The organism is Paenibacillus sp. NPDC057886 (assembly GCF_042796655.1).
In the GTDB taxonomy this organism is placed as follows: domain Bacteria; phylum Bacillota; class Bacilli; order Paenibacillales; family Paenibacillaceae; genus Paenibacillus.
On the sequence record NZ_JBHVMZ010000005.1, the window covers coordinates 284,527 to 307,856 of the forward strand.

15 protein-coding genes and 1 pseudogene are annotated in these 23,330 nt (G+C 47.2%); 13 read left to right on the plus strand and 3 right to left on the minus strand.

Annotated elements, in window-relative coordinates; all coding sequences use genetic code 11:
* Window positions 1-29 precede the first annotated feature (29 nt).
* Both ACFVQB_RS18605 and ACFVQB_RS18610 read left to right on the plus strand, forming a co-directional pair.
* On the plus strand, window positions 30-1,640 hold the full coding sequence (locus tag ACFVQB_RS18605; protein ID WP_113056378.1) for an extracellular solute-binding protein: 1,611 nt from the start codon (window positions 30-32) through the stop codon (window positions 1,638-1,640).
* Between the two features lie 115 nt (window positions 1,641-1,755).
* Window positions 1,756-2,772, plus strand: coding sequence for a glycoside hydrolase family 130 protein (locus ACFVQB_RS18610; protein ID WP_379441964.1), 1,017 nt, complete (start codon window positions 1,756-1,758; stop codon window positions 2,770-2,772).
* A 24-nt stretch (window positions 2,773-2,796) separates the two neighbouring features.
* Here ACFVQB_RS18610 and ACFVQB_RS18615 read toward each other — a convergent pair whose 3' ends face one another.
* Window positions 2,797-5,166 carry a helix-turn-helix domain-containing protein gene (locus ACFVQB_RS18615; RefSeq protein ID WP_379441965.1) on the minus strand — a complete coding sequence of 790 codons (2,370 nt, stop codon included), beginning with the start codon at window positions 5,164-5,166 and terminating at the stop codon, window positions 2,797-2,799.
* A 249-nt stretch (window positions 5,167-5,415) separates the two neighbouring features.
* Here ACFVQB_RS18615 and ACFVQB_RS18620 point away from each other — a divergent pair, with 249 nt between their 5' ends.
* The 9 genes and pseudogenes from ACFVQB_RS18620 to ACFVQB_RS34550 form a co-directional block, all read left to right on the plus strand.
* Window positions 5,416-6,480 (plus strand): amidohydrolase/deacetylase family metallohydrolase, encoded by a 1,065-nt coding sequence (locus tag ACFVQB_RS18620; protein WP_379442871.1) that lies wholly within the window; start codon window positions 5,416-5,418, stop codon window positions 6,478-6,480.
* Window positions 6,458-7,570 (plus strand): DgaE family pyridoxal phosphate-dependent ammonia lyase, encoded by a 1,113-nt coding sequence (locus ACFVQB_RS18625; RefSeq protein ID WP_379441966.1) that lies wholly within the window; start codon window positions 6,458-6,460, stop codon window positions 7,568-7,570. Before ACFVQB_RS18620 ends, ACFVQB_RS18625 begins: the two co-directional genes overlap by 23 nt.
* Window positions 7,563-8,318 carry a 2-dehydro-3-deoxy-phosphogluconate aldolase gene (gene dagF / locus ACFVQB_RS18630; protein WP_379441967.1) on the plus strand — a complete coding sequence of 252 codons (756 nt, stop codon included), beginning with the start codon at window positions 7,563-7,565 and terminating at the stop codon, window positions 8,316-8,318. The genes ACFVQB_RS18625 and dagF overlap by 8 nt, the downstream gene beginning before the upstream one ends.
* A complete protein-coding gene (locus tag ACFVQB_RS18635; protein ID WP_379441968.1) occupies window positions 8,311-9,324 on the plus strand; it encodes a sugar kinase in 1,014 nt (337 codons plus the stop codon). Before dagF ends, ACFVQB_RS18635 begins: the two co-directional genes overlap by 8 nt.
* Window positions 9,325-9,334: 10 nt before the next feature.
* Entirely contained in the window at window positions 9,335-10,057 is a 723-nt protein-coding gene (locus tag ACFVQB_RS18640; protein WP_379441969.1) for a GntR family transcriptional regulator, read from the plus strand.
* A gap of 494 nt (window positions 10,058-10,551) precedes the next feature.
* The gene (locus ACFVQB_RS18645) at window positions 10,552-12,852 is read left to right on the plus strand and encodes a stalk domain-containing protein (protein WP_379441970.1); all 2,301 of its coding nucleotides are present in this window, start codon (window positions 10,552-10,554) and stop codon (window positions 12,850-12,852) included.
* A gap of 322 nt (window positions 12,853-13,174) precedes the next feature.
* Window positions 13,175-15,463 carry a preprotein translocase subunit SecA gene (locus ACFVQB_RS18650; protein WP_379441971.1) on the plus strand — a complete coding sequence of 763 codons (2,289 nt, stop codon included), beginning with the start codon at window positions 13,175-13,177 and terminating at the stop codon, window positions 15,461-15,463.
* Between the two features lie 658 nt (window positions 15,464-16,121).
* Entirely contained in the window at window positions 16,122-17,018 is an 897-nt protein-coding gene (locus tag ACFVQB_RS18655; protein ID WP_379441972.1) for a hypothetical protein, read from the plus strand.
* Window positions 16,999-17,118, plus strand: a pseudogene (locus tag ACFVQB_RS34550) (IS110 family RNA-guided transposase); the annotation flags it as partial. The gene ACFVQB_RS18655 and the pseudogene ACFVQB_RS34550, both read left to right, overlap by 20 nt.
* 189 nt (window positions 17,119-17,307) lie before the next feature.
* Here ACFVQB_RS34550 and ACFVQB_RS18660 read toward each other — a convergent pair.
* Entirely contained in the window at window positions 17,308-17,910 is a 603-nt protein-coding gene (locus ACFVQB_RS18660) for a DUF7010 family protein (RefSeq protein ID WP_379441973.1), read from the minus strand.
* Window positions 17,911-18,875: 965 nt separating this feature from the next.
* Between ACFVQB_RS18660 and ACFVQB_RS18665 the strand changes: the two genes are divergently transcribed.
* Window positions 18,876-20,381, plus strand: a complete 1,506-nt coding sequence (locus ACFVQB_RS18665) for an alpha/beta hydrolase family protein (protein ID WP_379441974.1) — start codon at window positions 18,876-18,878, stop codon at window positions 20,379-20,381.
* A 674-nt stretch (window positions 20,382-21,055) separates the two neighbouring features.
* Here the strand turns inward: ACFVQB_RS18665 and ACFVQB_RS18670 are convergent.
* Window positions 21,056-21,484 (minus strand): hypothetical protein, encoded by a 429-nt coding sequence (locus ACFVQB_RS18670; RefSeq protein WP_379441975.1) that lies wholly within the window; start codon window positions 21,482-21,484, stop codon window positions 21,056-21,058.
* A gap of 1,017 nt (window positions 21,485-22,501) precedes the next feature.
* Here ACFVQB_RS18670 and ACFVQB_RS18675 point away from each other — a divergent pair.
* A complete protein-coding gene (locus ACFVQB_RS18675; protein WP_379441976.1) occupies window positions 22,502-23,257 on the plus strand; it encodes a class I SAM-dependent methyltransferase in 756 nt (251 codons plus the stop codon).
* Window positions 23,258-23,330 lie beyond the last annotated feature (73 nt).

Genomic DNA, 23,330 nt, shown 5'->3' on the forward strand with positions numbered 1-23,330 from the left:
ATGTTTATATAACAAGGGAGGAATTATTCATGCAGATTACACGCAAACCATGGAAGCTTCTGCTCTCTTCGGCTCTAGTTCTTACACTGCTGGCAGGCTGCAGCAATTCAAATGAAGGTGCAGCGAATAACAGTACCGGGGAGGTCGCTATCAATAAAGAAGGCTTCCCCATTGTCAATGAATCCGTAACTTTGACGCTTATGGCGCCAGATGTAGGAATTCAGAACTGGGAGAAGATGGCGGTGCTCCAGCAGATGCAGGAGAAGACCGGCATTAAGCTGGAATACAAGAATGCACCGAAGGACAGCTTCGAGACCAAGAAGAATTTGGTGCTCGCCAGCGGGGATTACCCGGATATTCTTTATGCTGCCGGTCTAACGACCGCAGAGCAGATGAATTATGGAGAGCAGGGTATCATCATACCCCTGGAGGATCTGATTGAAGAATACGCTCCCAATTTCAAGTCACTGCTGGAGGAGAATCCGGACGTCCGTAAATCAATTACAGCACCGGACGGGCATATCTATTCCTTGCCGGTAGTAGAACTTAGCCAGCACTGGTACCGCAATCCGATGTGGTATAACGGGGACTTCCTGAAGGCGCTGAATATCGACAAGCTTCCCGAAACGACGGAAGAGCTGTATACCTACCTGAAACGTGTGAAGGAGGAAGATCCAAACGGCAATGGCAAAGCCGATGAAATTCCGATTTCCTCAGTGACAACACCCGCTGCGAACCTCCGCGATATCCGTACCTGGCTGCTTGGCGCCTTCGGTATTTATGAAGAAGAAATTTACGTGGACGATGCGGACAAGGTGCATTATACACCGCTTGAAGAAGGTTATAAGGAATATTTGACCTATATGAACCGCCTGTGGTCCGAAGACCTGTTGGATCACGAGAGCTTCTCGCAGACGGCAGAGCAGAAGAAGGCCAAAACGCAGAATAATCAAGTTGCCCTCTTTTCAGACTGGCATGCCTACATGTCCAAGGGCGGAGAGCCTTCGACGGCAGATCCGATGTTTGCGCCCGTCCGCAGTGAATCCATTGCTGCTCCTGCGATTGCAAAGAACAGAGGAATCACAACTGGCGCATTTGCCATCACGGAAAGTAATCCCGCTCCGGAAGCGTCTATGCGCTGGGTGGATTATCTCTATTCTTATGAAGGGGCGATGTTCTTCAATAAAGGGCCTGAGGGCATTCTCTGGGAATACACCGACAAAGAGAATCGGGTCAAGAAGTACTTGCCTGTACCTGACGGCAAGGAAATGGAAGATTACCGGGCAACTCTGACGCCCAACTACGGCATTCCCGCTCCAACCCTGTCCATGGATGATATTAGTAAGGGGCTGAAGACAGACTTTGACCTCTGGGTAGAGCAGGAAACCCAGCAGAAGCTTCTCGATAAAGGCGCACGAATTCCATACCCGACCTTGTTCTTCACCGTGGAAGAGCAGACCGAAATCAGCAGCCTCAATTCTGATTTGAGAACATATGTGAATCAGATGGAAGCGAAGTTCATCACTGGTGCCGAGCCGCTTACGGGTTGGGATAATTATGTGGCGACCGTCAAGAAAATGGGCGGTGAGCGTGTAGCTGAAATCAACCAGGCTGCATATGATCGGTGGAAATCCAACTAATCAGGCCAATGTGGTTCCGTGGAGACTTCCGGCAGAGTATCCCGATTTCTTTTAAACCCTATGAAGTCCAGAAGATCAAACTATACCATGAACATGAATTGCAGGAGGGATAGATATGCAAATCACGAGACATCCGGATAATCCTATTGTTGTCCCGGGCGGATATGAATGGCGCAAGGTTACGGTTTTCAACCCTGCAGTCATCATTGATAACGGTAAATTTTATATGATTGAGCGCACCGCAGGTTCCCTAACGCCATGTAAGAATTACCTGGGTCTGCTTGAGAGCGAAGATGGTGTGAAATTTACCCATGTGAGAGATGAACCGATTGTGACGCCTGATATGCTGGGATTCCCTTATGGCAGTGTGCAGGATCCGCGGATTGTCAAAATTGACGGGACCTTCTACCTGAATTACGCTCTGCGGCCCTGTGCTATGAGCTATTATCCTACTGGGGCAGGGGTTCCCTTGCGCTCCATTCCGGAATATCCCGACGGGTGGGGGGAAGAAGAGGGGCATTGGTTGACCCGGTCCTCCATTCTGAAATCGGATAATCTGTTGGATTGGGAGTTTGTGTCGGACACGACACCACTTGATATCAATGACAGGGACAACATTCTGTTCCCCGAGAAGATAGGCGGCAAATTCGTGCTGCTGCGCCGCCCCGAGGAATACGTGGGAGAAGACTATGGAACGGATAATGCGGCTATGTGGATTACCTACTCCGAGGATCTTGTGAACTGGGAAGAGCCCAAGCTTCTCGCCACCGCCGGAAGCCTGTCCTGGGAATCGCGGAAAATCGGAGGTTCTACGCCACCGATACGTACGGACAAGGGCTGGCTGGTGCTCTATCACGGTGTTGATGAGGATATTGTCTACCGTGTGGGAGCAATGCTGCTGGATTTGGAGCAGCCGGAGAAAATCATTGCCCGGACAGCTAATTTTATTATGGAGCCGGAGACGTACTATGAGAAATTCGGGTTCCAGATTCCGAATGTCATCTTCCCGACCGGAAATGTGGTCAAAGACGGACTGCTCTATATCTATTACGGGGTAACGGATACAGCGATTGCGCTCGCAACTGTTCCTTTGGATGAGCTGGTGGAATATATTCTCCAGGAAGCTCAGTAGCAAAACAACCCACAAAGTGAAAGTTTAGCTTTTCTGAAAGGGCGGAAGGTCCGCCAAGTTAACCGGTCTTTTCGCAGCAGCCCCCTTCAAGGCATGTTCCTTGCGGTACTGCCCCGGCGTCAGACCGGTTTCTTTTTTGAACTTGCGAATGAAATTAGGTGCATCCAAATAACCGACCTGCTCAATAATTTCTTTGAGCGGTGCACTAGTGCTCTGTAGCAGCCGGATGACCTCATCCATACGCCGCTGCCAGATATATTGTGAGAAATTGCTGCCGGTCTTATCTTTGAAACTACGGCTTAAATAAGAGGTTGAGATGGCAAATTTAAGCGCCACATGCTCCAGGCTGAGGGTGTAGTCTGCGAACTGCTTGTCCACGTAAGCCAGAATATCATCCATTAATGAAGGCTCGCTTGTCTCTGTATTCTGTTCGACCTGCGCGCAAATAGCAGAGGCCAAAGAGAGCAGACGGTTCTCAAGTTCTTCGAGGGTTTCAAAGGAGGTTAATTCCGACATATTGGCGAACACTTCATGCATGCCAAACTCGGAGGCTGTGCGCAGAAAAGCGTTCAGCAAATCGAAGCAGATGCAGCGCAGCAGATGAACCTGCAGCGGCTCGTCTTTGATTTTATCAATGGTATCAGCAATTATCTGGGCAGCTACCGATTCATTGCCCTGCTTCAGGCTCTGCTCCAGCTTCAGCATGGATTTACGCGGAATCCAGAAACTTTGGGCAGCGGAAGGGACTAGCTCTATGAGCTGCTCAAAGTAGGATACCTGCCCGCTGCGCCGGATCATCCGGTGCTCCAAAGCTGCAGCGGCTTCAATGAAGGATTGATTAAGGAGAGCCAGATCCTGGTAGGCCATGCCAACACCAATACTCAGAGACAGCTGCGAGTGCTTGCGAATTACCTCTAGAATGGCTTGAATAACCTGCTCCATACGGCTTTGAACCGGTATGTCCGCATCGTCAGGAAGTGAAATAATCAGGGCAAACTGGTCCTTGACCGAGAATTCCACACCGAAGATCTGTGCATCGGGACCAGGCAGACATACATTGCTCAGTATTTCCTGCAACAGATGGCGTTCCTGCCAGGACTTGTCGCCTGGCACAGTTTCATCCCAGGACAGGATCGCCGAGAAATAGAGGCCTTTTCCCTGAGGATGCTTGAAGCCTGCGCTGAGAATCATCTGCTCAATTTCAGGATCATCCGGCTTGCCATGCTTGAGCAGCAGCAGCATGCACTGATTGCGGACGAAGGGTTCCTGAAGATCAATTCTGGCACTGTAATCGTGGAGAGTCTGCCGAATCCATTCCCATTCATTGCGGAGCTTGGGGGCATCATGGCCGCTTCCTCTCAGCTTCGCAAATTCCATTAGATCCCTAATTGGATGGTACTGCCGTTTGGCCAGCAGCAGTGCGGCAGCTATGCCGGTAATGACTGTTATACAGAAGACGATCAGAATCAGGGTCTGGACATGGGCGACACGACTGAAGAACTGGAAGCTTGGCATCGTTGTCACGTAGGTCCAGCCATTTTCTTCAGATTGTACGGAAACGACGGAGTATGGTTCCCCGTCCAGCTCCAGATTATGAATACCAGGCTCAAGTGCGGATAAATTTTTAAGTTCGTCCCGGGGAAGGCTGACGCCATGGTTGTTCGCCGTCAACACCTCTCCGGAGGGACCAAAAATATAGCTGCTACCGGAGAAATCACTCAAAATCGAATCCATGACCCCGGTAAGATTGGATTCTTTCATTAAATAGAGAACGGTTCCGTACGGAAACGGGTCATTCGGTTTGATGGGTACAAGCATGACGAGCATCGGATCCATGCGGGAATTGACCGTCACATTCTCGGCGGGACGTACCATAGGCTTCCGGGTTTCATTCAAATCCCGTCGCAATTCTTCCGAGGTCCAGCGCTCGAACTGATAGAAGGAATCAAAGGTGACATGAAGATCAGCCAGACCGCGGTATGAATAGATGTTGGAATCGCCATGAAAATAGAGAAGCAGATCCTCTGCTATGTTACTGCTGGCCTTGTAATTCGCCAGCGTCTGAATCGCCTCCAGGCTGTAGTAAGGATGCCGTACCATATAGGGGGTCAAATGCCTGTCATAGGCGATTCTCCCCGCTATTTCCTGGAGCTCTTTCATACGGGTATCTATGGTGCTCTTCACCTGATTGAGCTGATTGACATTGGATTGTTCAATTTCGACACGCAGGCCCTTGACAGCGTTCTCATAAACGAAAATGGTTACACCAGTTAGAGGAATAAGAAATATTAGGATGTAGGAAAATGCATATTTCAGCAGAAGCTTTGATTTGAAATGATTCCAGCTGAGCCGGAACTTATTGAGCAAGGATGGCTTGAGTGCCGGATTTGCCATAAAGCAGTCCCTCCAGAGTTAAATATTCGGATTATAAATCACTGTTCTCTTCTAGATTACACCTGTGCTAATATAAACATTATAACATTATAATCTTTAAAGTGGAGCAGCTCACCAAGTTTATTATTAAATTTAGGGATGTATTGCTTTCATGACATTAATCATTTTTTGAATTTTTCCTGTATACCGGGGTTGAAGAAGGAGATGGGAAGAGTGGGCACAGAGAATGTGCTGCGCAATTTGCAGCTTATGGATGGGCGAATCATGGATATAGCCATTCAGGATGGGATTATCACCGCCATTACACCGGCAGCTCAGGCGGAAGGAGAGAGCGGGCTAGACTGTTCCGGGTTATATGTGTCCAGCGGATGGATTGATCTGCATGTGCATGCCGTACCAGAGCTTGATCCCTATGGCGATGATATCGACGAAATTGGTGTAAAGCAGGGTGTAACGACGCTGGTGGATGCCGGAAGCTGTGGTGCAGACCGAATTGGAGCTTTGTATACCGCGAGTCTGAAGGCTGATACCCGAGTGTTTGCTCTGTTGAATATTTCAAGAATCGGGCTCGAACGGACAGATGAACTGTCTCAGCTAGAATGGATTGACCGGGACAAGGTTCTGGAGGCGGCAGCGACCTATCCGGAATTCATCGTCGGTCTGAAAGCCCGTATCAGCCAGAGTGTTGTCAAAGACAGCGGTATACAGCCGCTCAAGCTGGCACGCACACTGTCGGAAGAAACGAAGCTTCCGCTCATGGTGCATATCGGCTCCGCTCCGCCAACGATATCCGAGGTTTTGGAGCTGCTGCAACCGGGCGATGTAATTACCCATTACCTTAACGGCAAGTCCAACAATCTGTTCCACGCGGACGGAACACCCCTGCAAGGGTTACTGGATGCAGCTGCCCAAGGAGTTCATCTGGATGTGGGGCATGGCACGGCGAGCTTCTCCTTCCAGATTGCAGAACAGGCCAAGGCGGCAGGCATTGCGTTGAATACCATCAGCACGGATATCTACCGGGGCAACCGTCTGAACGGACCGGTGTACAGTATGTCAAATGTGCTGACAAAATTTTTGATTCTCGGCTACAGCCTGGAAGAGGTCATCCAAGCTGTCACAGTCAGCGCAGCGGAGTGGCTCGGCAAACCGGAGCTCGGACAGATAAAGGTGGGACAGCAAGCCAACCTGACTTTGTTTGCACTGGAAGCAGGTGAGAAGCTGCTTAAGGACTCGGAAGGCGATGTTCGGGTCGCGCAGTACTATATTGAGGCTAAAGGAGTTTTTACTAATGGGTCATTCATTACAGGCTAGATATGGATTGAAACGTGTTATTAATGCCAGTGGAAGAATGAGCATCCTTGGTGTTTCCGCACCAACAGATTCGGTCATGGAGGCGATGAAGCAGGGCGGACAGCAGTACGTGGAAATTGCGGATCTTGTGGACAAATCTGGAGAATATATTGCACGCCAGCTTGGTTCGGAAGGGGCGGTTGTCGTGAACTCAGCATCCAGCGGCATTGCACTGTCTGTGGCAGCCTTTGTAACTTCCGGAGATCCGCGACTCAGCCTTCGGCTGCATCAGGAGCCAGTACTGAAGAATGAGATTATTATGCTGAAGGGCCATAACGTGCAGTATGGAGCGCCAGTTGAAACCATGGTATTCCTTGGCGGAGGGAGGGTGGTAGAAGCTGGATATGCCAATGAAGGTCGCAAAGAGCATATTGAACAGGCGATTGGTGAACGCACCGCAGCCATCCTTTATGTCAAATCCCATCACGCCGTCCAGAAGAACATGATTTCTGTAGAGGAGGCGTGGGAGGTTGCTGTGCGCAGAGGGGTGCCACTGATCGTCGATGCGGCAGCGGAAGAGGATCTGCGCAAATATGTCCAGTATTCGGATCTGGCGATTTACAGCGGGTCAAAAGCTATTGAAGGCCCTACCTCCGGCATCGTCGCTGGCAAAATGAAATATGTCGAGTGGCTAAAGGTACAGCTGCACGGGATCGGCCGCAGCATGAAGGTCGGCAAAGAAACCACCTTCGGGCTACTTCAGGCTTTGGAGGAATACCAGGACAAAGCCGACAACAGCGACCGGGAGAGGCAGGCGCTGGAGGCTCTTCAGCCGCTTGCCGGGCTTCCTGGAGTTTCGATCAACATCGTGCAGGATGAAGCGGGCAGAGCGATTTTCCGTGGGCGCATCCAGATTGATTCCTCTGTTGCAGGAGTGGATGCGAGGCATGTCAATGATCGGCTGCGTGAAGGCGTAATTGCGGTATATACCAGGGACTATGGGGTTAAGCAGGGGTATTTCGATATTGATCCAAGGTCGCTTCAAGGAGATGATCTTCAGGTCATCGTCAGCAGAATACATGAAATTGTGGGGGGAAACAAGAATGAGTAATATTCAGCAGCGTCTATATAAGAACAGAGCCGCACTTAATGTACTGGCTGGCAGTATCGGGAACGCGAAGGAAGTGTACGAGGCTGCGGAAGGATATGTTTTGGTAGGCGTGCTCTCCAAGAATTACGCGACGGCATCGGAAGCAGCAGCCGCGATGATCCAATACGGTCAGACGATTGAAGACGCTGTATCTATCGGATTGGGTGCCGGAGACAATCGACAGGCCGCGGTGGTGGCGGAGATTGCCACAAGCTATCCGGGGAGCCATATCAATCAGGTGTTTCCAGCAGTGGGGGCAACCCGCGCCAATCTGGGCGCCAAGGACAGCTGGATTAACAGTTTGGTCTCTCCTTCCGGACAGCCAGGTTACGTAAATATTTCAACCGGCCCTGTCAGTTCAGGTACCACTCCGCATGCTATTATTCCGGTTCATGCCGCCATCGCGCTGGTTCGTGACATGGGCGGCAATGCGCTGAAATATTATCCCATGCAGGGGTTGAAACTGGAGGAGGAGTACCGTGCAGTTGCCAAGGCCTGCGGGGAAGCCGGGTTTGCTCTGGAGCCTACGGGCGGAATCGATCTGGATAACTTCGGACCCATTTTGGAGATTGCACTTCAAGCTGGGGTACCCCAGGTTATCCCACATGTGTATTCATCTATTATTGATCCGCAGACAGGAAGTACGAACGTCCAGGATGTCGTCAGACTGCTTGAAACGATGAAATCGCTGGTGGACCGGTATGCCTAGGATTGCGGCTTTTGGTGAAGTAATGATGCGGCTGCAGGTCCCGGGCCATGAAACGCTGGTTCAGAGCAACAGGCTGGAGTATTCTTTTTCCGGCAGCGGGGTTAATGTAACGGCAGCACTGGCTGGGTACGGCCATAACGGTGCTCTTATTACCACCTTGCCGGAAACACCGGTAGGCGAAGCGGCAATTGCTTATCTGCGCAAACTTGGGGTGGATACTTCACTAATTAGCCGCGGAGGCAAACAGCTGGGGATGTACTTTCTGGAGAATGGCTTTGGAGCCCGCCCCGGCAGAGTCACTTACACAGATCGACTGGGCAGCAGCTTCAATACCGCGGAGGCGGGCAATTACGATATGGTTGCTCTTGCCTCCCGGATCGACGTTCTTCATTTATGCGGTATTACGCTGGCTATGAATGAAGGTGTACGCAAGCAAATGAAACGGCTTGCTGCGGAAGTGAAGAGTGCCGGGGGCAAAGTTGTTTTTGACTGCAATTACCGTCCTGCGTTATGGGGAGTGGATGGCTATACCAAGGCCCGCCCGCATTATGAGGAACTGCTGGAGCTGACGGACCTGGTGCTGATGAATGAGAAGGACGCACAGTATATCCTTGGCTTTGGAACCGGAGAATATGATAGAATGACACAGTTGAAGCAAGCGATTCCCGAAGTGGTGGAGCGCTTCGGAATTGGAACGGCAGCGGGAACCCACCGTGAGATTAACGCTGACCATACGCATTCCCTTACAGGATATATCTATCATCAAGGTACGTTTCTGTTTTCTCGCAAGCTGACTTTCCCGGTGTATGACCGGATCGGTGCTGGCGATGCTTTTGCCAGCGCCGTCATTCATGGGGAATTGCAGCAATATCCGCAGCAGCAGACGGTTAATATGGCAGCGGCAGCAGCGATGCTGGCCCATACCACTCAAGGTGATACAGCGCTTTTTACCGAGAGTGAGGTGCTCCGGGCGCTGTCGGACCATACCTTAGATGTTGAAAGGTAGTGAACAACGAGTGTCTTTGAAACGAAAGCAAGGTCCTTTATATCAGCAAATCCAGAAAATTCTCAAAGACCGGATTTTGCATGGCGTGTATCCTTTAGGGAGCATCATCCCCTCCGAACCGCAGCTGGAAAAGGAATTCGGTGTCAGTAAAATGACGGTCCGCGGCGCGGTTCAAGAGCTGTCCCAAGAAGGTTATGTGCAGAAGAAAAGCGGTATCGGAACGATTGTCATGCGCAATACCTCCCATCAGAAGCTCTCTAAGGGCAAACGGTTTACGGAGCTGCTCGTAGAAGAGGGCCACAAGCTGGAAAAGAAACAGCTGAAATCCCGGTTAATTGCGAATGATGCCGGAACGGAGGAATATGACCGCTACGGGCCGTATTGTCAGCGAATTGAACGGCTCTATATTTTGAATGGACAGCCTTATATTCATCTGATACACTTCTTGGCTGCAGCTGCATTGCCCGGTGGAGGCACGGCAGAAATGGTCACAAACATTCAGTCGCTGTATGACTCACTGGAGGAGAACGACATTGCGCTGGAAAACTTCAGAGACCGTTTCTTTGTAGAGACGGCACCTCCTGAGGTGTGTCAGTTGCTGGAGATCCCACCAGGGACGCATGTGCTCAAGCGCCTGCGTAACTCTTTCGACGGGGAAGGTAGACTCATTGAGCACAGTATTGGCTGCTATAACACAGAGCTTCATCATTATCTGGTCAATTACGACACTTGAAGTCTCTTAAGCGGTAACCGGAAAGTTCGTAAGCAGCCGTGTGGTTGAGGGATGGCTTGTGAGCGGGGCGTTGCAAACGGCTTAGAACTTAGGGAAATTAAGGGTGGTCTGAATTGAGGCTCACACCAGAAGTAAACCACGGAATACCGTGGTTTTTTTGTTTTGTCGGTAAAAGCTCTTGTTCCGTAATACGGTTTGATATGAACATGTTTGGTGCTCTTTAGATTAAAAAATCATCAAGAAAACAAAAAAACTATTCCTGTGATAACCGAAAGAGCCACTAAAGTAATATTCTACGTAACACAAATACGAGATCCTCTTAAATATTTTTTTAGATGCATATGTGAATGAATCGCATTTTCTTTGAAAAATAGATGCACTAAATCCACAATTTACAAATTCACTAGAAACTTTTCCCTGAAACTAGCGTCTAATACTATGACTTTTTGAGAGTGTAAACATTACTTGGGAGCAGAAGGAGCCAAAGACAAAGCATGAATCTGAAGAAGAAATTGTCCATTTTTACCGCTTTAGCCGTTTTACAAGCATTTGCAGTCGGTTCAGTGAATGCGCAGTCAGCACCGCAAGATGATACAACGTCAGTAAATACAGCAAAAGTAGAATCGGTTGAGGTACTGAAGAAAGAGCAACCCATTGCAGAGAGTGAAGTGAGAACGGGTAGCAGTAACGCTTCCACCAGTACTCCGTCTACTAAAGTAAAAGAAACGGGAACTTTGACAGGCACTGAGGCAACACCTAAAACAGATATCGAGAAACCCGGCATTGATGGGGGAGAGACGACTACAAACGAAACGAGTACGAAACCTGTAATTCAAGAGGGAACTCCTGAGGATATTGAAACGCCAGCAACGCCAGCTCAAATAGAGCAACCATCCATTGGTGATAATTCTACCGTAGCATCAGGCGGCAATCTGACGTTGTATATGAATAGCGACAAAATGGAGCAGGATGGGAATACGTATCTGGCTGGTCAGCCAATGACTGTAAAAAACGGTGTATCCTATGTTGCGATCCGTGCACTGGTAGACCGTGTGGGATACGGGGTCAAATACGATAACAAAACCAAAGAAACGATCATCATTAGTGGTGATAATGAGCTCCGATTCAAAACCAACAGCACGGTCTATACCGTAAATGGAGAGTCCAGAACGATGAAAGGCCCTGCTTATCAGCAAAAAAATACGTTCATGGTGCCGTTAACTTCCATTACTCAAGCTCTGAACATCACCTATAAAGTGAATCAGTCTGCTAAAACGGTTGTGTTGAATCTCAATACTAAACCCGTTGCAAGCTTTGTGATTTCCCAAAAGGAAATTTTTGCGGGCGATAAGGTGGACTATGTGACTTCTTCCAGTTCTCCAAATGGACTGGATATCTTAGACGAACGCTGGACAGGTCGTCAGGAATCGTTTGATCAAGCGGGTACATATACGATTTCATATCAAGTACAGGATTCCAACGGCCAATGGAGCGATCCCTATTCGATGACGATTCAAGTTTTGAGTCCTAATCTTCCTCCTGTAGCCATGTTCACCACAGACAAGGAACAATATAAAATGGGTGAAAAAATAACATACATCGACCAAAGTACAGATGATGAAAACAGTATTGAAAAAACGGTATGGGAAAACAATTCGCTGGCCTTCTTTGAACCCGGTCCAAAAACGGTGACACTCACCGTTACTGACAATCACGGCGCGACGAACACGTACTCCAAAGTTATAACCATAACCAATGAGACATTATATTCATTTTCCGATTTCAATTTACTCTTCACGCCGGTAGGACAGAAATTTACCTTTAACGGTGGCGAAGTAACTTCCATGGAAAAAGTGCCTTATACGTACACGGATGAGCCAAGTCTGCTGATCCGCAGTAACAGTCCTGAAACGGTGAATACGGAAGGCATCGTGTATAAAGAATCATCTTCGGGGCAGACCCGTTTCATGATTCACCACGTGAACAATACAGGAAAAAGAGTGAAAATGTATGTTATTGCAACAAATAACAACCCAAATCCGGCAGTATTCGAACAACAAAATATGGGCTTCGCTGGGCCTACACCGTATGCTACCGTAGCTGGGAAATTGTCGATTGATAAATGGTTCAAATCGATTCAGACCGGAGCCGATCAAAAGAAAGAGGTTATTCAACCTGGAGAAAGTAAACTGATTTTGACCGAACTAAATAAAACTCCGATGAAAGAAGGACAAGTGATCTCACTCTATTCGGATGCTTATAGTGATTATTCCCTGGACTATAACGTTATTCTGGTCGAAGAAAATAAAGATCCGTTCGAGGCTTTACCAATGCTGCCTGTGCTTGATCGTGATGGTGTGCACAACCGTGGAACGTACCCGAATGCGACTCGTATCATAACGTATGATCAGCAAGTGGGAGCCAAACCAGCTCGTCTGCCACTTGGTGACAATTCAAGCGATCCCAATCTGGTTGGAACAGATCCAATGGCTTACACAGACGCATCCAATGCGGGTAATTTCGGTGTATTGTACAAAATCACGCTGAATAATGTGGCTCCACGTACGTTAATCTCATTTAACCCTCGTGGAGGGAAGTACTCAGGAGTGGCTCTAGTGAACAATCAGGTTGTACCCATTGCCGATGGTAACGTAGCTGTAAGCAATTCAAGTGAACAAAGCGTTCTTTACCGCACAGGGGCATATGGAGAGAGCGTAACGATTCTTTTCTCTGCCGCGCCAGGAAGCAACCTGCCGGTTAGCTTACTCTTTACACCGCTCCCATCGGAGAAGTAATATAGTTGTCTCTCATAAGCTAGAGCGGAAAAAATGATTTGGCTGGCGTGTTAACTATCGAAAGAAGGACTCCATAAGGAGTCTTTTCTTTTCACTGGGAATATGGGGACATACGGAATGGATGCTGCTTAAAAAGCCATATGAGATGCTGCATACTGTGTTTTAGGTCAACTTGGCGAATACGAGCTTACGATTTAAGTCATTTTCTTATGTGAATATCCGATGTTCGGCACGTCATATGGCGTGTAGTGAGGCCGGTTAAGAGCACAAATTTTAGCCACTATAGAACCGCTTATTTCTACTGAGGAGGAATCAAATTCCGATGAATGTAGTCGTCAAGTTGATACGTGAATTCAAGGAGCGCGATACCCGGCGTTTGTTGAAAGATTATCGAGACAAAGTGGAGCTTATCAGGAAACGGAATTTGGAAGCTTGGGACGATCAGCGGCTGCAAGCGGAATCCCTTCGGCTGCAAGAAGAAGCAAGATCAGGCACGCATTTGGATGAGCTGCTTGTCGATGCTTATGCGTTAGTCTGCGAGGCTGCGAAGAGAAAACTCGGATTACAGCCTTACGATGTTCAGATCATGGCTGCTATCGCTTTGCACGAGAGATTTTTGATCGAGCAGCATACCGGTGAAGGAAAAACACTCTCTGCTGTTATGCCTGCTTATCTCAACGCGTTGACAGGCGAAGGCGTTCATGTGCTCACATTTAACGACTACTTGGCAAATCGAGATGCAGAGTGGATGGGTTCGATCTACCGTTTCCTCGGGTTAACGGTAAGCTCGGTTCAAGCGGGCATGAGCCTGTTCGAGAAACGGGAAGCTTACGCCAAGGATATAACCTATGTTACGGCTAAAGAAGCAGGGTTCGATTATTTGCGCGACACAATCGCATTCAATGAAGCTGATACCGTGCATCGTCCTTTCCATTACGTCGTCGTCGACGAAGCGGATTCACTGCTTCTTGACGAAGCACGGGTGCCATTAGTCATTAGTGGCGATTCGAGCGCTTCCAAGAGTGACGGCGTTCTTTTCGCAGAAGTGGCCCGGCAGCTGCAGCCAGCAGAGCATTACGATTTTGACGAGTTCCAGCGGAACGTTTACTTGAATGATGCGGGTGCTGCGAAAGCGGAGTTGCTGCTGGGATGCGGAAATTTGTACGATAGCCATAATAGTCATTTGTTAACGTCATTGAATTGTGCACTGCATGTGGAATCGTTATTAAAAAAAGACGTCGATTACATCGTCCGGGACGGTGAAATCGAGCTAATTGAAGAACATACCGGCCGTGTGGCCGAGAACAGGTATTTGCCGGACGGGCTGCAAGCTGCGCTTGTGGCGAAAGAAGGGTTGCAGTGGAAGGCCGGCGGGAGAATTCTCGGTACGATCACCATTCAACACTTCATTAGCCTGTATTCGGGAATTTGCGGAATGACGGCTACGGCGCACGCTTCAGCAATGGAATTCGAAGATATCTATGCGCTGCAGGTCGTGCAAATTCCGCCGAACCAGCCAAACATACGGATCGACCACCAGCACCGAATTTACACCCATAAAGAAGCCAAATTTAAGGCGCTTGTACAAGAAATCTCTTCCGTCCATAGGGTGGGACGCCCCATTCTTATTGGTACGTCAAGCGTCGAGGAGTCTGACATGCTGGCGGAGGCGCTGGCGGTTGCCGGCGTACCTTGCCAGGTTCTGAATGCGAAAAACGATGCGAAAGAAGCCGAAATCATCGCCAAAGCGGGAGAGATCGGCGCCGTAACGGTATCTACGAATATGGCAGGACGCGGCGTCGACATTCGTCTCGGCGGCGGCAACCCCGCGCAGGCAGAAGTGGTTGCCAAGCTGGGCGGATTATACGTGATAGGTACACATGTGAACGAAAGCATGCGGATTGATAACCAGTTGCGCGGGCGTTCCGGTCGCCAAGGTGACCCGGGAGCTTCCATATTTTATATAAGCCTGGAAGACGAGTTGATGCTTCGCTTCGGCATTCATAAACTGTTTCGCGCTTCCAGGCAGGACGAGGTTCTTGATGATCCGGCGCTCCGCAGCAAAATCGAGCATATTCAGCGCGTTATCATAGGTCAAAACTTCGATATTCAGCGGGAATTGAACTGTTATTCGGATATGGTGGAGGATCAGAGGCGAATCCTATACGAGGAGCGGCTCGGAATTTTGAAAGCCGAGAGGAAGATGAGTCCTTCAGAGCAGCGGGTACGGCTATTTTATATTGACGAATTCTGGGCTGACCATCTGGCTTACGTTTCATATATTCGAGAAAGCATTCATCTCGAGAGCATTACCAGTCGCAACCCAATCGATGAATTCCATGCGCAAATTACCCAAGCATTTGAGCAAATCCCGGCTAAAATAGATCATGAGTCGGCGAATATGCTTAGAAAACTTGGAGGTTCGAATGATCCGGCGAAATGGGAACAGTTCGGACTGAAGAGTCCTATTTCGACTCGGACTTATATGATCAACGATCAATACAGCCAAGATAAGCGTAGCTCATGGACCGGAACGACGGTATTTGCTTTTTGGGGACGCAAGATTTTGAAGTTGGTACTGTGGCCCGTATATAGGCTGTCAAAATATTGATGCAAAGTAGCCTTTTCAAAGATAATTGAAAAAAAACAGATCCAGGCGAGGAGACATTGAACTTGGAATGAGTGGATTCGAACAATTCGGGGCAGTACCAGCATAGCTGTCACCAGGGGCAAAGCAGATAGAAATGTTGCAGAATGGGTTTGCCAGCTTGTGCTGCACCACAACCATGATTGGGGGCATGTGAAGGATGCGGAATATTTACGATTCCGAGAACAGAGAAATAGGGCATAACGCTATTTGTCGGTACTTATTTTAGTTAACTAAGAAGGGCATTTAACAGTGGGATTTAGTGTAAATATCAGGTATGATATAGCTAAAAAATTATGGATGTGAAGGCGTCTATGGCTAAATATTATCAGCGTCAATGCGATCGGAAAATATCTGACAGATTAATGGAAAAGGGATACTTGATATCTAGATCTTCAAATGATGTACCCAGATACAGTATTCAAGCAATTAAAGATGATAACGCCTACCAAAATTCACCTCTACCTTATCAAATATATAAGATTGAAGCGTTCATTAATGATGAAGATAAACAAAAAGGGAAGCAACTTCTCCATTTTATAGTTGATCGACCCGACCGTGCCGCGCGGACTCCCACTCCACCGCTCGATGTGCGAGAATCACCCTATGGAGGGCCGTGCCGATGAGGGATGCTGCGGAGGGTCAGCAGAAGTACGGGCAGCAGGAGCACATCGAGACGCTGCCACTATTCTCCACCATGGACAAGGGCGGACGGATGACGGTGCTCAGGCCGGGACGTCGCGTCGGACGCGCGGCTCCGCTGCTGCCGTGGCTGCTTGCAGCCGCTGCACTGTGGGCGCTGACAGGCTCCGTGCCGTTCGGTGCCCTGCTCGGCCTTGCGCCGACAACGTCAATCAGCATGTTCCTCGGTCATCCGGTCACGGTGGGTATCGCCGTGGTGCTGCTATTCATCGCGATCGGTGCGACCGTCACACTGTACTCGCGAACGATCGAGCAGTTCGGACAGACCAGGGTCGCCGGCCTGTTCGCAACGCTCGCGGTCACAGGAGGGTTCGTCGCAGACGCGGGAGTCCTGCTGCTATGGATGATGACAAGTGATCCGTCGCGATCCTTCGACCTCGAGGCCATCGCGACGTCGCCGACGATCCCGCCAGAGCTTGGCGCCGTCGTCGGGGCCAGCTTCGCCCTCTGGGCCACCATCGCGCTCCTGCGGTTGCTCGGCTCAATCGCCCACGCCCGGCGGCGTCAGGCTGACATCGAGCGCCTCCGCATTGAGGGCTCGTTATTCACCGGGACGCTGACCGCCGTGAGATTCGAGAACAGCTGGCTCTACGATCTCCCGATGTTCACGGTCGAGGTAGGTTACATCGTCGACGGTGCTCCTCGTGTCGTCTCTGCACACATGCGCACCAGCGCCGACCGCGTCCCCGTCGTCGGCTCGCGCATGCACGTGCTGACCGATGATCGCGGAACCAGCTACATGGAGCTGGACCCGTCCAATGGAGCAGCAGGATTCGAGCCGGACGCGAGGAAGTACGCCGCATCGGACCAAGGATGAAACGTATACGGAGCTGCAGCATTTGACAAGGCAACATGAGTTCGTCACGGGAATCTTTATGCAGGAGAAGCTGAACAGTAGAGCTTTACTGAAGCAAGTGCTTTGAGTTTATGGCTATTTCGCCTACCCGGTTGCCCCTCAACTGTCAAAAGTTAAGTAGACGGCCGGGCGGTCAAGGGGAGCAAAATTTTTTTCCTTCGAAGGAGAAGAGCAGCAAACAGAAAAGAAAAATTGAAGTTTTTGTTATGTGTGATCACGATCGGGAGTTCAGTTCAATCGTCTCTCTTATTTATTTTTGTTTCAATTGTTTAAGCATGGCAGTCCAAATTCTTAGACCGGTCACCCATAGCGTCAGAGCAGAACTGAAACCGATGAAAGTAGATGTTGCAATCAGGGATACATTGTTAACAGTGGCGTTAATTGGTAAAAAGAAAGTAATAACGCCTAAAATACAGAGTGTTATACCTGTACCATAATAGAAATTTTCTCGAAACAATCGAGCTAAAGGAAAAAAGTGGATACCTACAATGATTGCCATGATAGGAAAAAAGACTTCAAAATAATTAATCATGTTACAAATTACACTTGCGATAAAGATAGCAAGGCCTTCCAGACCAAAGACCAAACCAAATTTTCGATTTATGTTTCTCCTCTGTTCTATCTCTTCTGGTGTAGCAGCATGGTTCATATTACGAGCTTTACCAAAAAGTGATATCGCTCCACTAAGTAAGATTAATGTCATAATACCTGAAAGAACAAGTGACCAAGGATCTCCAAGTCCATGTGAACCAATAATACCAATGGAAGCCCAAAGAGCCCCAAAAAAAGTCATGAACATCACACCATTTGCAGCACCAAAGACCGCGGCTTTCGGTAATTTTACTGAACTCATTATTTCCAGACTCCTTGATCGAATTTTATATTTCTAATTATCTAACCATCCTTCCTCCTTATTGTCTAGTTTTTTAATTGGTTCGGTTTCATTCTTTGACGAGAGGATATGGAACACGTTGTGTTAATCACTTTTTACCTATTTGCATTACGAGGAGAAAACGCCAAACTTTCGATAAACAGATTGAAGATAGCTCAAATTAAATGAAGATGATTTTCAGGAAATAGAAAACATAAAATTTGAAGTGCTCTTGTCAAACCGATTACTGAAAGGGACACGATTGAATTTATTCCTAGTATATGATGGACCAAATTCCTTTTACTAAAAAATAGGCAAAAAGTACACTTGGAAAGAACAGGGAAACCACTAATTCGTTCGAATTCTACTGCCCATTTCCGTCCCATTGTCTTCCTGGAAACAAGTGCAGGTTTTAGTAGTGGTGTAAAAAATAGCAGTCGAGTCCCCTGTGCTGCATGAGAAGAAGATGCAAAAGATTCATGGCCACTATACACATACTTTGGCCATCTTTAAAGGAAAAGGGGAGGGCATCTTCCTAATTCCGATTTAACGTGAGCGCGGAGTCCGCAGTGGTTGCTGGTAAGGCGCTAAGCATTCCCGCGAGGCTCAACAGGCAGCTTTATCCGATATTGCTGGTTAATGGTGTTGTCGAGGGACAAGAACATGATCCCATTGAAAGTCGCTATTTTAGCGGCTTTTTTGCTATTCACAACTAGTCGTGATGATGTCTCGCAGGACAAGTACATTGTGTCATTTACGTTTAGATGGTGATCTAAATATGCACCGGCTCGTATGATTCAATTCCACCGTTTTACGGGTCCTCCAATACCGCAAGGTCGAATTACAATAATGTAAGATAGGTGTAAGGCAAATCGATAGCTTAGGCCAGCCTGGCAGGATAAGATTGGAACAAACGAAAATAGAAATTTTTTAAAAGGAGAATCGAGATGAGGCTGTTTGAACTGTTTCTTTTTTTGTCAAACATCGGCTTGTTTACATTAATAGTCCTATTAAAAAAAGGACGGCGTAGAATTCCAGTATTCGTTGCAAGCGGGATCGCCACGCTTTTACTGGTCATTCATTGGACGGTGGAAGGATACAGAGTTCAGCTATTTTTCCCATACTGCATTACGATCATTTTTTTAGCCATTTCAAGTTATAGCTATTTTAAAAAAAACGGTCCAAAAAAAATCTCGCGATTCATGTTGGGTTCAGCTTATACCGCTATAGCGATAATGCTGGTCGTAACAGCGGGTCTCATGTATGCTTTTCCTGTATTTAAACTACCTGAACCGACAGGCGAATTTAAGGTAGGAACGCAAACTTTTCATTTCGTGGATACAAATAGGGAAGAGATGTTCGACGAAGCCAGAGATGGTAAGAGAGAATTGATGGTTCAGGTATGGTATCCGGCTCAAGCTGGCACCGGCAAGTACGCTCCCTTTATTCCCGATACCCGGATTTTACGTTATATGGCCGCGGACTATGGCCTTCCCGGGTTTATTTTTCAACACCTGATGTACGTATCCAGTCATGCTTATTCGGGGGCCGAAGAAGTCAATTCGGCACAGAATTCATACCCGCTGATCCTTGCGAATCCCGGCAACGGCTCTTCCAGGTTCCTCCACACGTCGCAAGCCGAAAATCTCGCGAGTCACGGATATATCGTGGCAGTGATCGACCACACCTACAATACATTTGCAACCGAGTTTCCGGACGGTCGAATCACAACCAGCACAACCAACGACTTATTCTCGCCTGATCAGGATTACCGGACGGGTAGAAGAATTCGCGACAAGTTGGGAAAAGTTTTAACCGACGATGTAACTTTTGCGCTGGATCAATTCGAGCTCATCCAATCGGGGCAGATTCCGAGTCATCTAAAAGGGAGGATGGATCTTGGTCATGTCGGGGTGTTCGGTCACTCCATCGGCGGAGCTACGGCCTATGACGCTTCTTACGATCCGCGAATCGCGGTTGGAATAGACCTTGATGGAGGGCTTTATCGACTGCGTGACAGAGAGGGTCTGCGAAAGCCGTTTTTGTTCATCAACTCGGAAAGCTATTTCGAAAGATTAAAAATGGTGGTGGATAACCGGGTCTACACGGATGCAGAGCTTAACCGTATGGGCTCAACAAGAGAGTGGGAGGATCAAGTAACGGAAGATAAAAAGTTGGAGCTTGAACGGATGCGCGAAACGGCCAAAGAAGGGGGACAAGTTCTCTATATCGAAAATACCGAGCATTTGAATTTTGCCGACGTACAGTTCATTTCTCCGATTTTCAACATGCTGGGCATTACAGGAAAGATTGCGCCCGAAAGAGCGAACTCCGTTATCAATGCCTATATGCTGGATTTCTTCGATATGTATCTGAAAAATCAAGGCGGAATCTTTATGAAAGGACCGGATAGCCGCTTTCCGGAGGTGAAGTTCGTAACCTCGCTATTATAAATTACGGAACAGGCAACCGATTTTGATATGCTCCACTTCAAGTAGACAGGTTTAATAAATAAACCGCTACTTGAAGGGTGTTTTGAACGTCTCATTTATGCGGCAACAAGAACTCCTGATTATTAGTCGATTAGATGAGTATACAAAGTGTTCGGTACAATAACTCGAACCATTACTATAGCTGCTGCTGTTGCTATAGCACTGTCATATCTGATCCATCGAATGCATTGGTTCATTCAATTGATACTTCTTCCTTGCTGAACTTATTACAGTCGATAAATATTCTTTTTGTAGTTTATCTCTTATTCCTCATCAAATTACAAAATAAAAAAAACGATGGCGGCTTCCCTACCAGCGATCTTACTTAGTCCCAAAACACATGGTGGGTGTGAGTGAACCTCCATTGAAAATGCTAAAATAGTTGCACATATAGGGAGAATCGTCGAAATTTCTAGTGCTAAAAGTTCCTGAACACAGATGAGGTCAACTAGGCAAAATGCTTAAGTGCTAATTAAGTATCTACTACATTTTGTACCGACTATATGCAATAAACATATACATTAAAGACAACTGAAATGTTCGTGAATTATTTTTCAGTCTTATATATCATTATTATTTTTAGAATATCATACAAACTGATGAGGCTTGATTGGTTAAATTATGCATTTTTCTACTTAATTACGATTAATGAGCCCTCGTACACATAAATCCTTAAGGACATACCACAAGAACGTAACAAGAAGCTCATTTTCTTCTGACGCATACTCATGGCAATGATCGAAAATCACAATCCATTTAGCTCCAGCAGTCCGGAGATCAAACTCATTGTTAAATGATAACATACTAATCAAAGAACCAACTGAAAATAGAGGGAACACATCTTTGTTATCAACCCTTTTTCCTCCATTATATATAACAGTCCAACTATCATAATGTTCTTCTATTGCCTCTACGACATACGTTTCATCATTATAAGGAGAAATGATAAAAAAATTATCTCCTACTCTTATTGTGTATTCAACAGCACGTAGTACACTCCTTACCTCTTCGGACTCAAATTCAAATACTTCTTCAATTGTTAATATATCGGAATCATACTGCATGTCGGAATCTCTCCTTTGATGTGATATTACTTCATTCGACATCTGGGGGAAATTACCTTCTTAATATCATGACAACCAATCTCCAATAAATTACAAGGATTTAACAACAGAAAAAGCGAGAAGAGTATCGTCCCAGTCGGATGCCGCTTCGTGCCGCTGTGCGTTTCATTCGCGCCTTTTTCTATGCTCCTAATGTATCACGGAAAAATGGTCATGTGGGGTTCCATATGGTCTCAATATAGGGTTAAGATTGCTTAACAAGATCAGTCTCTACTGTTAAATCAGACAATAGCTAACTGGACTGGATAGTTCAATAAGAACAAGTAAGCAGCCGCTCAACCAACCGGTTGCTTTTTCTTTATGTTAACGGGCAGGATAGTACAATGCTTCCGCCATTTTTACTGGAGGAGATGCCAGAGATAAAGATCTTTTCTAAGAGATTGGGGGAGTTCATATAGATAAATGGACAACTAGTGTAATGATCGACTACTTTACAAGATGGATATCCCGCGGATATGCGACTTTTTTTGATTTCGAGAATTTGAGATATTATGGAAACTTCCTCCAAGTAATTGCGTATATAAAGCCATATCCAAGAATAAGAAAATGATGAGCAATAAGTAGGTAGGTTGAAATCTGATTCAACTGGCCGAAGAGTCAAAGAATGTTTGCGATGATTTGCATACCTTTCCCTGCATGAGGGAGAAAGATTAAATATCTCTTCGAAGTCTCTATTCTTAAAGCTATGATCGAATCAGTCCAAAAAAAGTAAAAAATACTCTTCCTAATGAAGACTATTCTTTATATATATTTGGTGGAAGAAACGGATCGCTTCTGAAACTGCCGATTGTATATTCAACCGGCTACAGATCCTGATGAGCTATGGTCGACTCTCATGGATACGATCAGTCAGATCAGGAACAACAAGCATATGTCCATTCAAACTATCGTGGGCAAAGTGCAAGAGTACATCGAAGATCAAAGACGATCATAATATTGATGGGAGCGTGACGATCGATGAACAGTAGAGAACGGTTTTCGAGCCGGGTCGATTCGTATTTGAAATACCGCCCGAGCTATCCAAAAGAGGCTATTGACTATTTGTACGACGTCGTCGGTTTACGTGCGAACAGTAACATATCAGACATTGGTTCAGGTACTGGAATCATTTCAAAGCTACTTCTGGAACGCGGAAGCTATGTGATCGCGGTCGAGCCAAATCAGGCAATGCGGGAAGCCGCCGAACAAATGTTAGAAAATAATCCGAAATTTCAGAGTACATCAGGTTCTGCAGAATCTACTGGATTACCTGATCAGTCGGTTGAGTTTATTGTCTGTGCACAGGCATTTCACTGGTTCGATCTCTCCGCAGCCCAAATCGAGTTCCGCAGAATTCTACGGCCAGGTGGGAAGGTAATACTCATCTGGAATTCTCGTCTTACCAACGGTACTCCGTTTCGTGAAGAGTACAATCAACTGCTTCATACATACGGAACCGACTACGAAAAAGTCAATCACAAAAATATTTCTCAGACGATGCTGCTCTCTTTTTTCAAGGAAGGTTCAATGCATGAAATGCGATTCAGAATGAGTCAGGAGTTCGATTTCGAGGGCTTGAGAGGCCGGTTGCTATCCTCTTCCTACAGCCCTGTACCCGGGCATCCAAATTACGATCCAATGATGACAGAACTGCGGAATCTATTTGATAGAAATAATCAAGATGGTATTGTTGAATTCGATTATGAAACTGAGATTTTTTGGGGGGAAGTATAGTCCTCAAAATGATACCCAGCTATATTCTCAAGCTATAGCTGGGTATGTTTGTAGAATTTACGTCCATAGAGCA

Coding starts and splice junctions, on each gene's coding strand:
- ACFVQB_RS18660 (WP_379441973.1), bottom strand. CDS start 17,910: ATGAGTTCAGTAAAATTACCGAAAGCCGCGGTCTTTGGTGCTGCAAAT.
- ACFVQB_RS18610 (WP_379441964.1), top strand. CDS start 1,756: ATGCAAATCACGAGACATCCGGATAATCCTATTGTTGTCCCGGGCGGA.
- ACFVQB_RS18620 (WP_379442871.1), top strand. CDS start 5,416: ATGGATGGGCGAATCATGGATATAGCCATTCAGGATGGGATTATCACC.
- ACFVQB_RS18670 (WP_379441975.1), bottom strand. CDS start 21,484: ATGCAGTATGATTCCGATATATTAACAATTGAAGAAGTATTTGAATTT.
- ACFVQB_RS18655 (WP_379441972.1), top strand. CDS start 16,122: ATGAGGGATGCTGCGGAGGGTCAGCAGAAGTACGGGCAGCAGGAGCAC.
- ACFVQB_RS18625 (WP_379441966.1), top strand. CDS start 6,458: ATGGGTCATTCATTACAGGCTAGATATGGATTGAAACGTGTTATTAAT.
- ACFVQB_RS18615 (WP_379441965.1), bottom strand. CDS start 5,166: ATGGCAAATCCGGCACTCAAGCCATCCTTGCTCAATAAGTTCCGGCTC.
- ACFVQB_RS18650 (WP_379441971.1), top strand. CDS start 13,175: ATGAATGTAGTCGTCAAGTTGATACGTGAATTCAAGGAGCGCGATACC.
- ACFVQB_RS18635 (WP_379441968.1), top strand. CDS start 8,311: ATGCCTAGGATTGCGGCTTTTGGTGAAGTAATGATGCGGCTGCAGGTC.
- dagF (WP_379441967.1), top strand. CDS start 7,563: ATGAGTAATATTCAGCAGCGTCTATATAAGAACAGAGCCGCACTTAAT.
- ACFVQB_RS18605 (WP_113056378.1), top strand. CDS start 30: ATGCAGATTACACGCAAACCATGGAAGCTTCTGCTCTCTTCGGCTCTA.
- ACFVQB_RS18645 (WP_379441970.1), top strand. CDS start 10,552: ATGAATCTGAAGAAGAAATTGTCCATTTTTACCGCTTTAGCCGTTTTA.
- ACFVQB_RS18665 (WP_379441974.1), top strand. CDS start 18,876: ATGAGGCTGTTTGAACTGTTTCTTTTTTTGTCAAACATCGGCTTGTTT.
- ACFVQB_RS18675 (WP_379441976.1), top strand. CDS start 22,502: ATGAACAGTAGAGAACGGTTTTCGAGCCGGGTCGATTCGTATTTGAAA.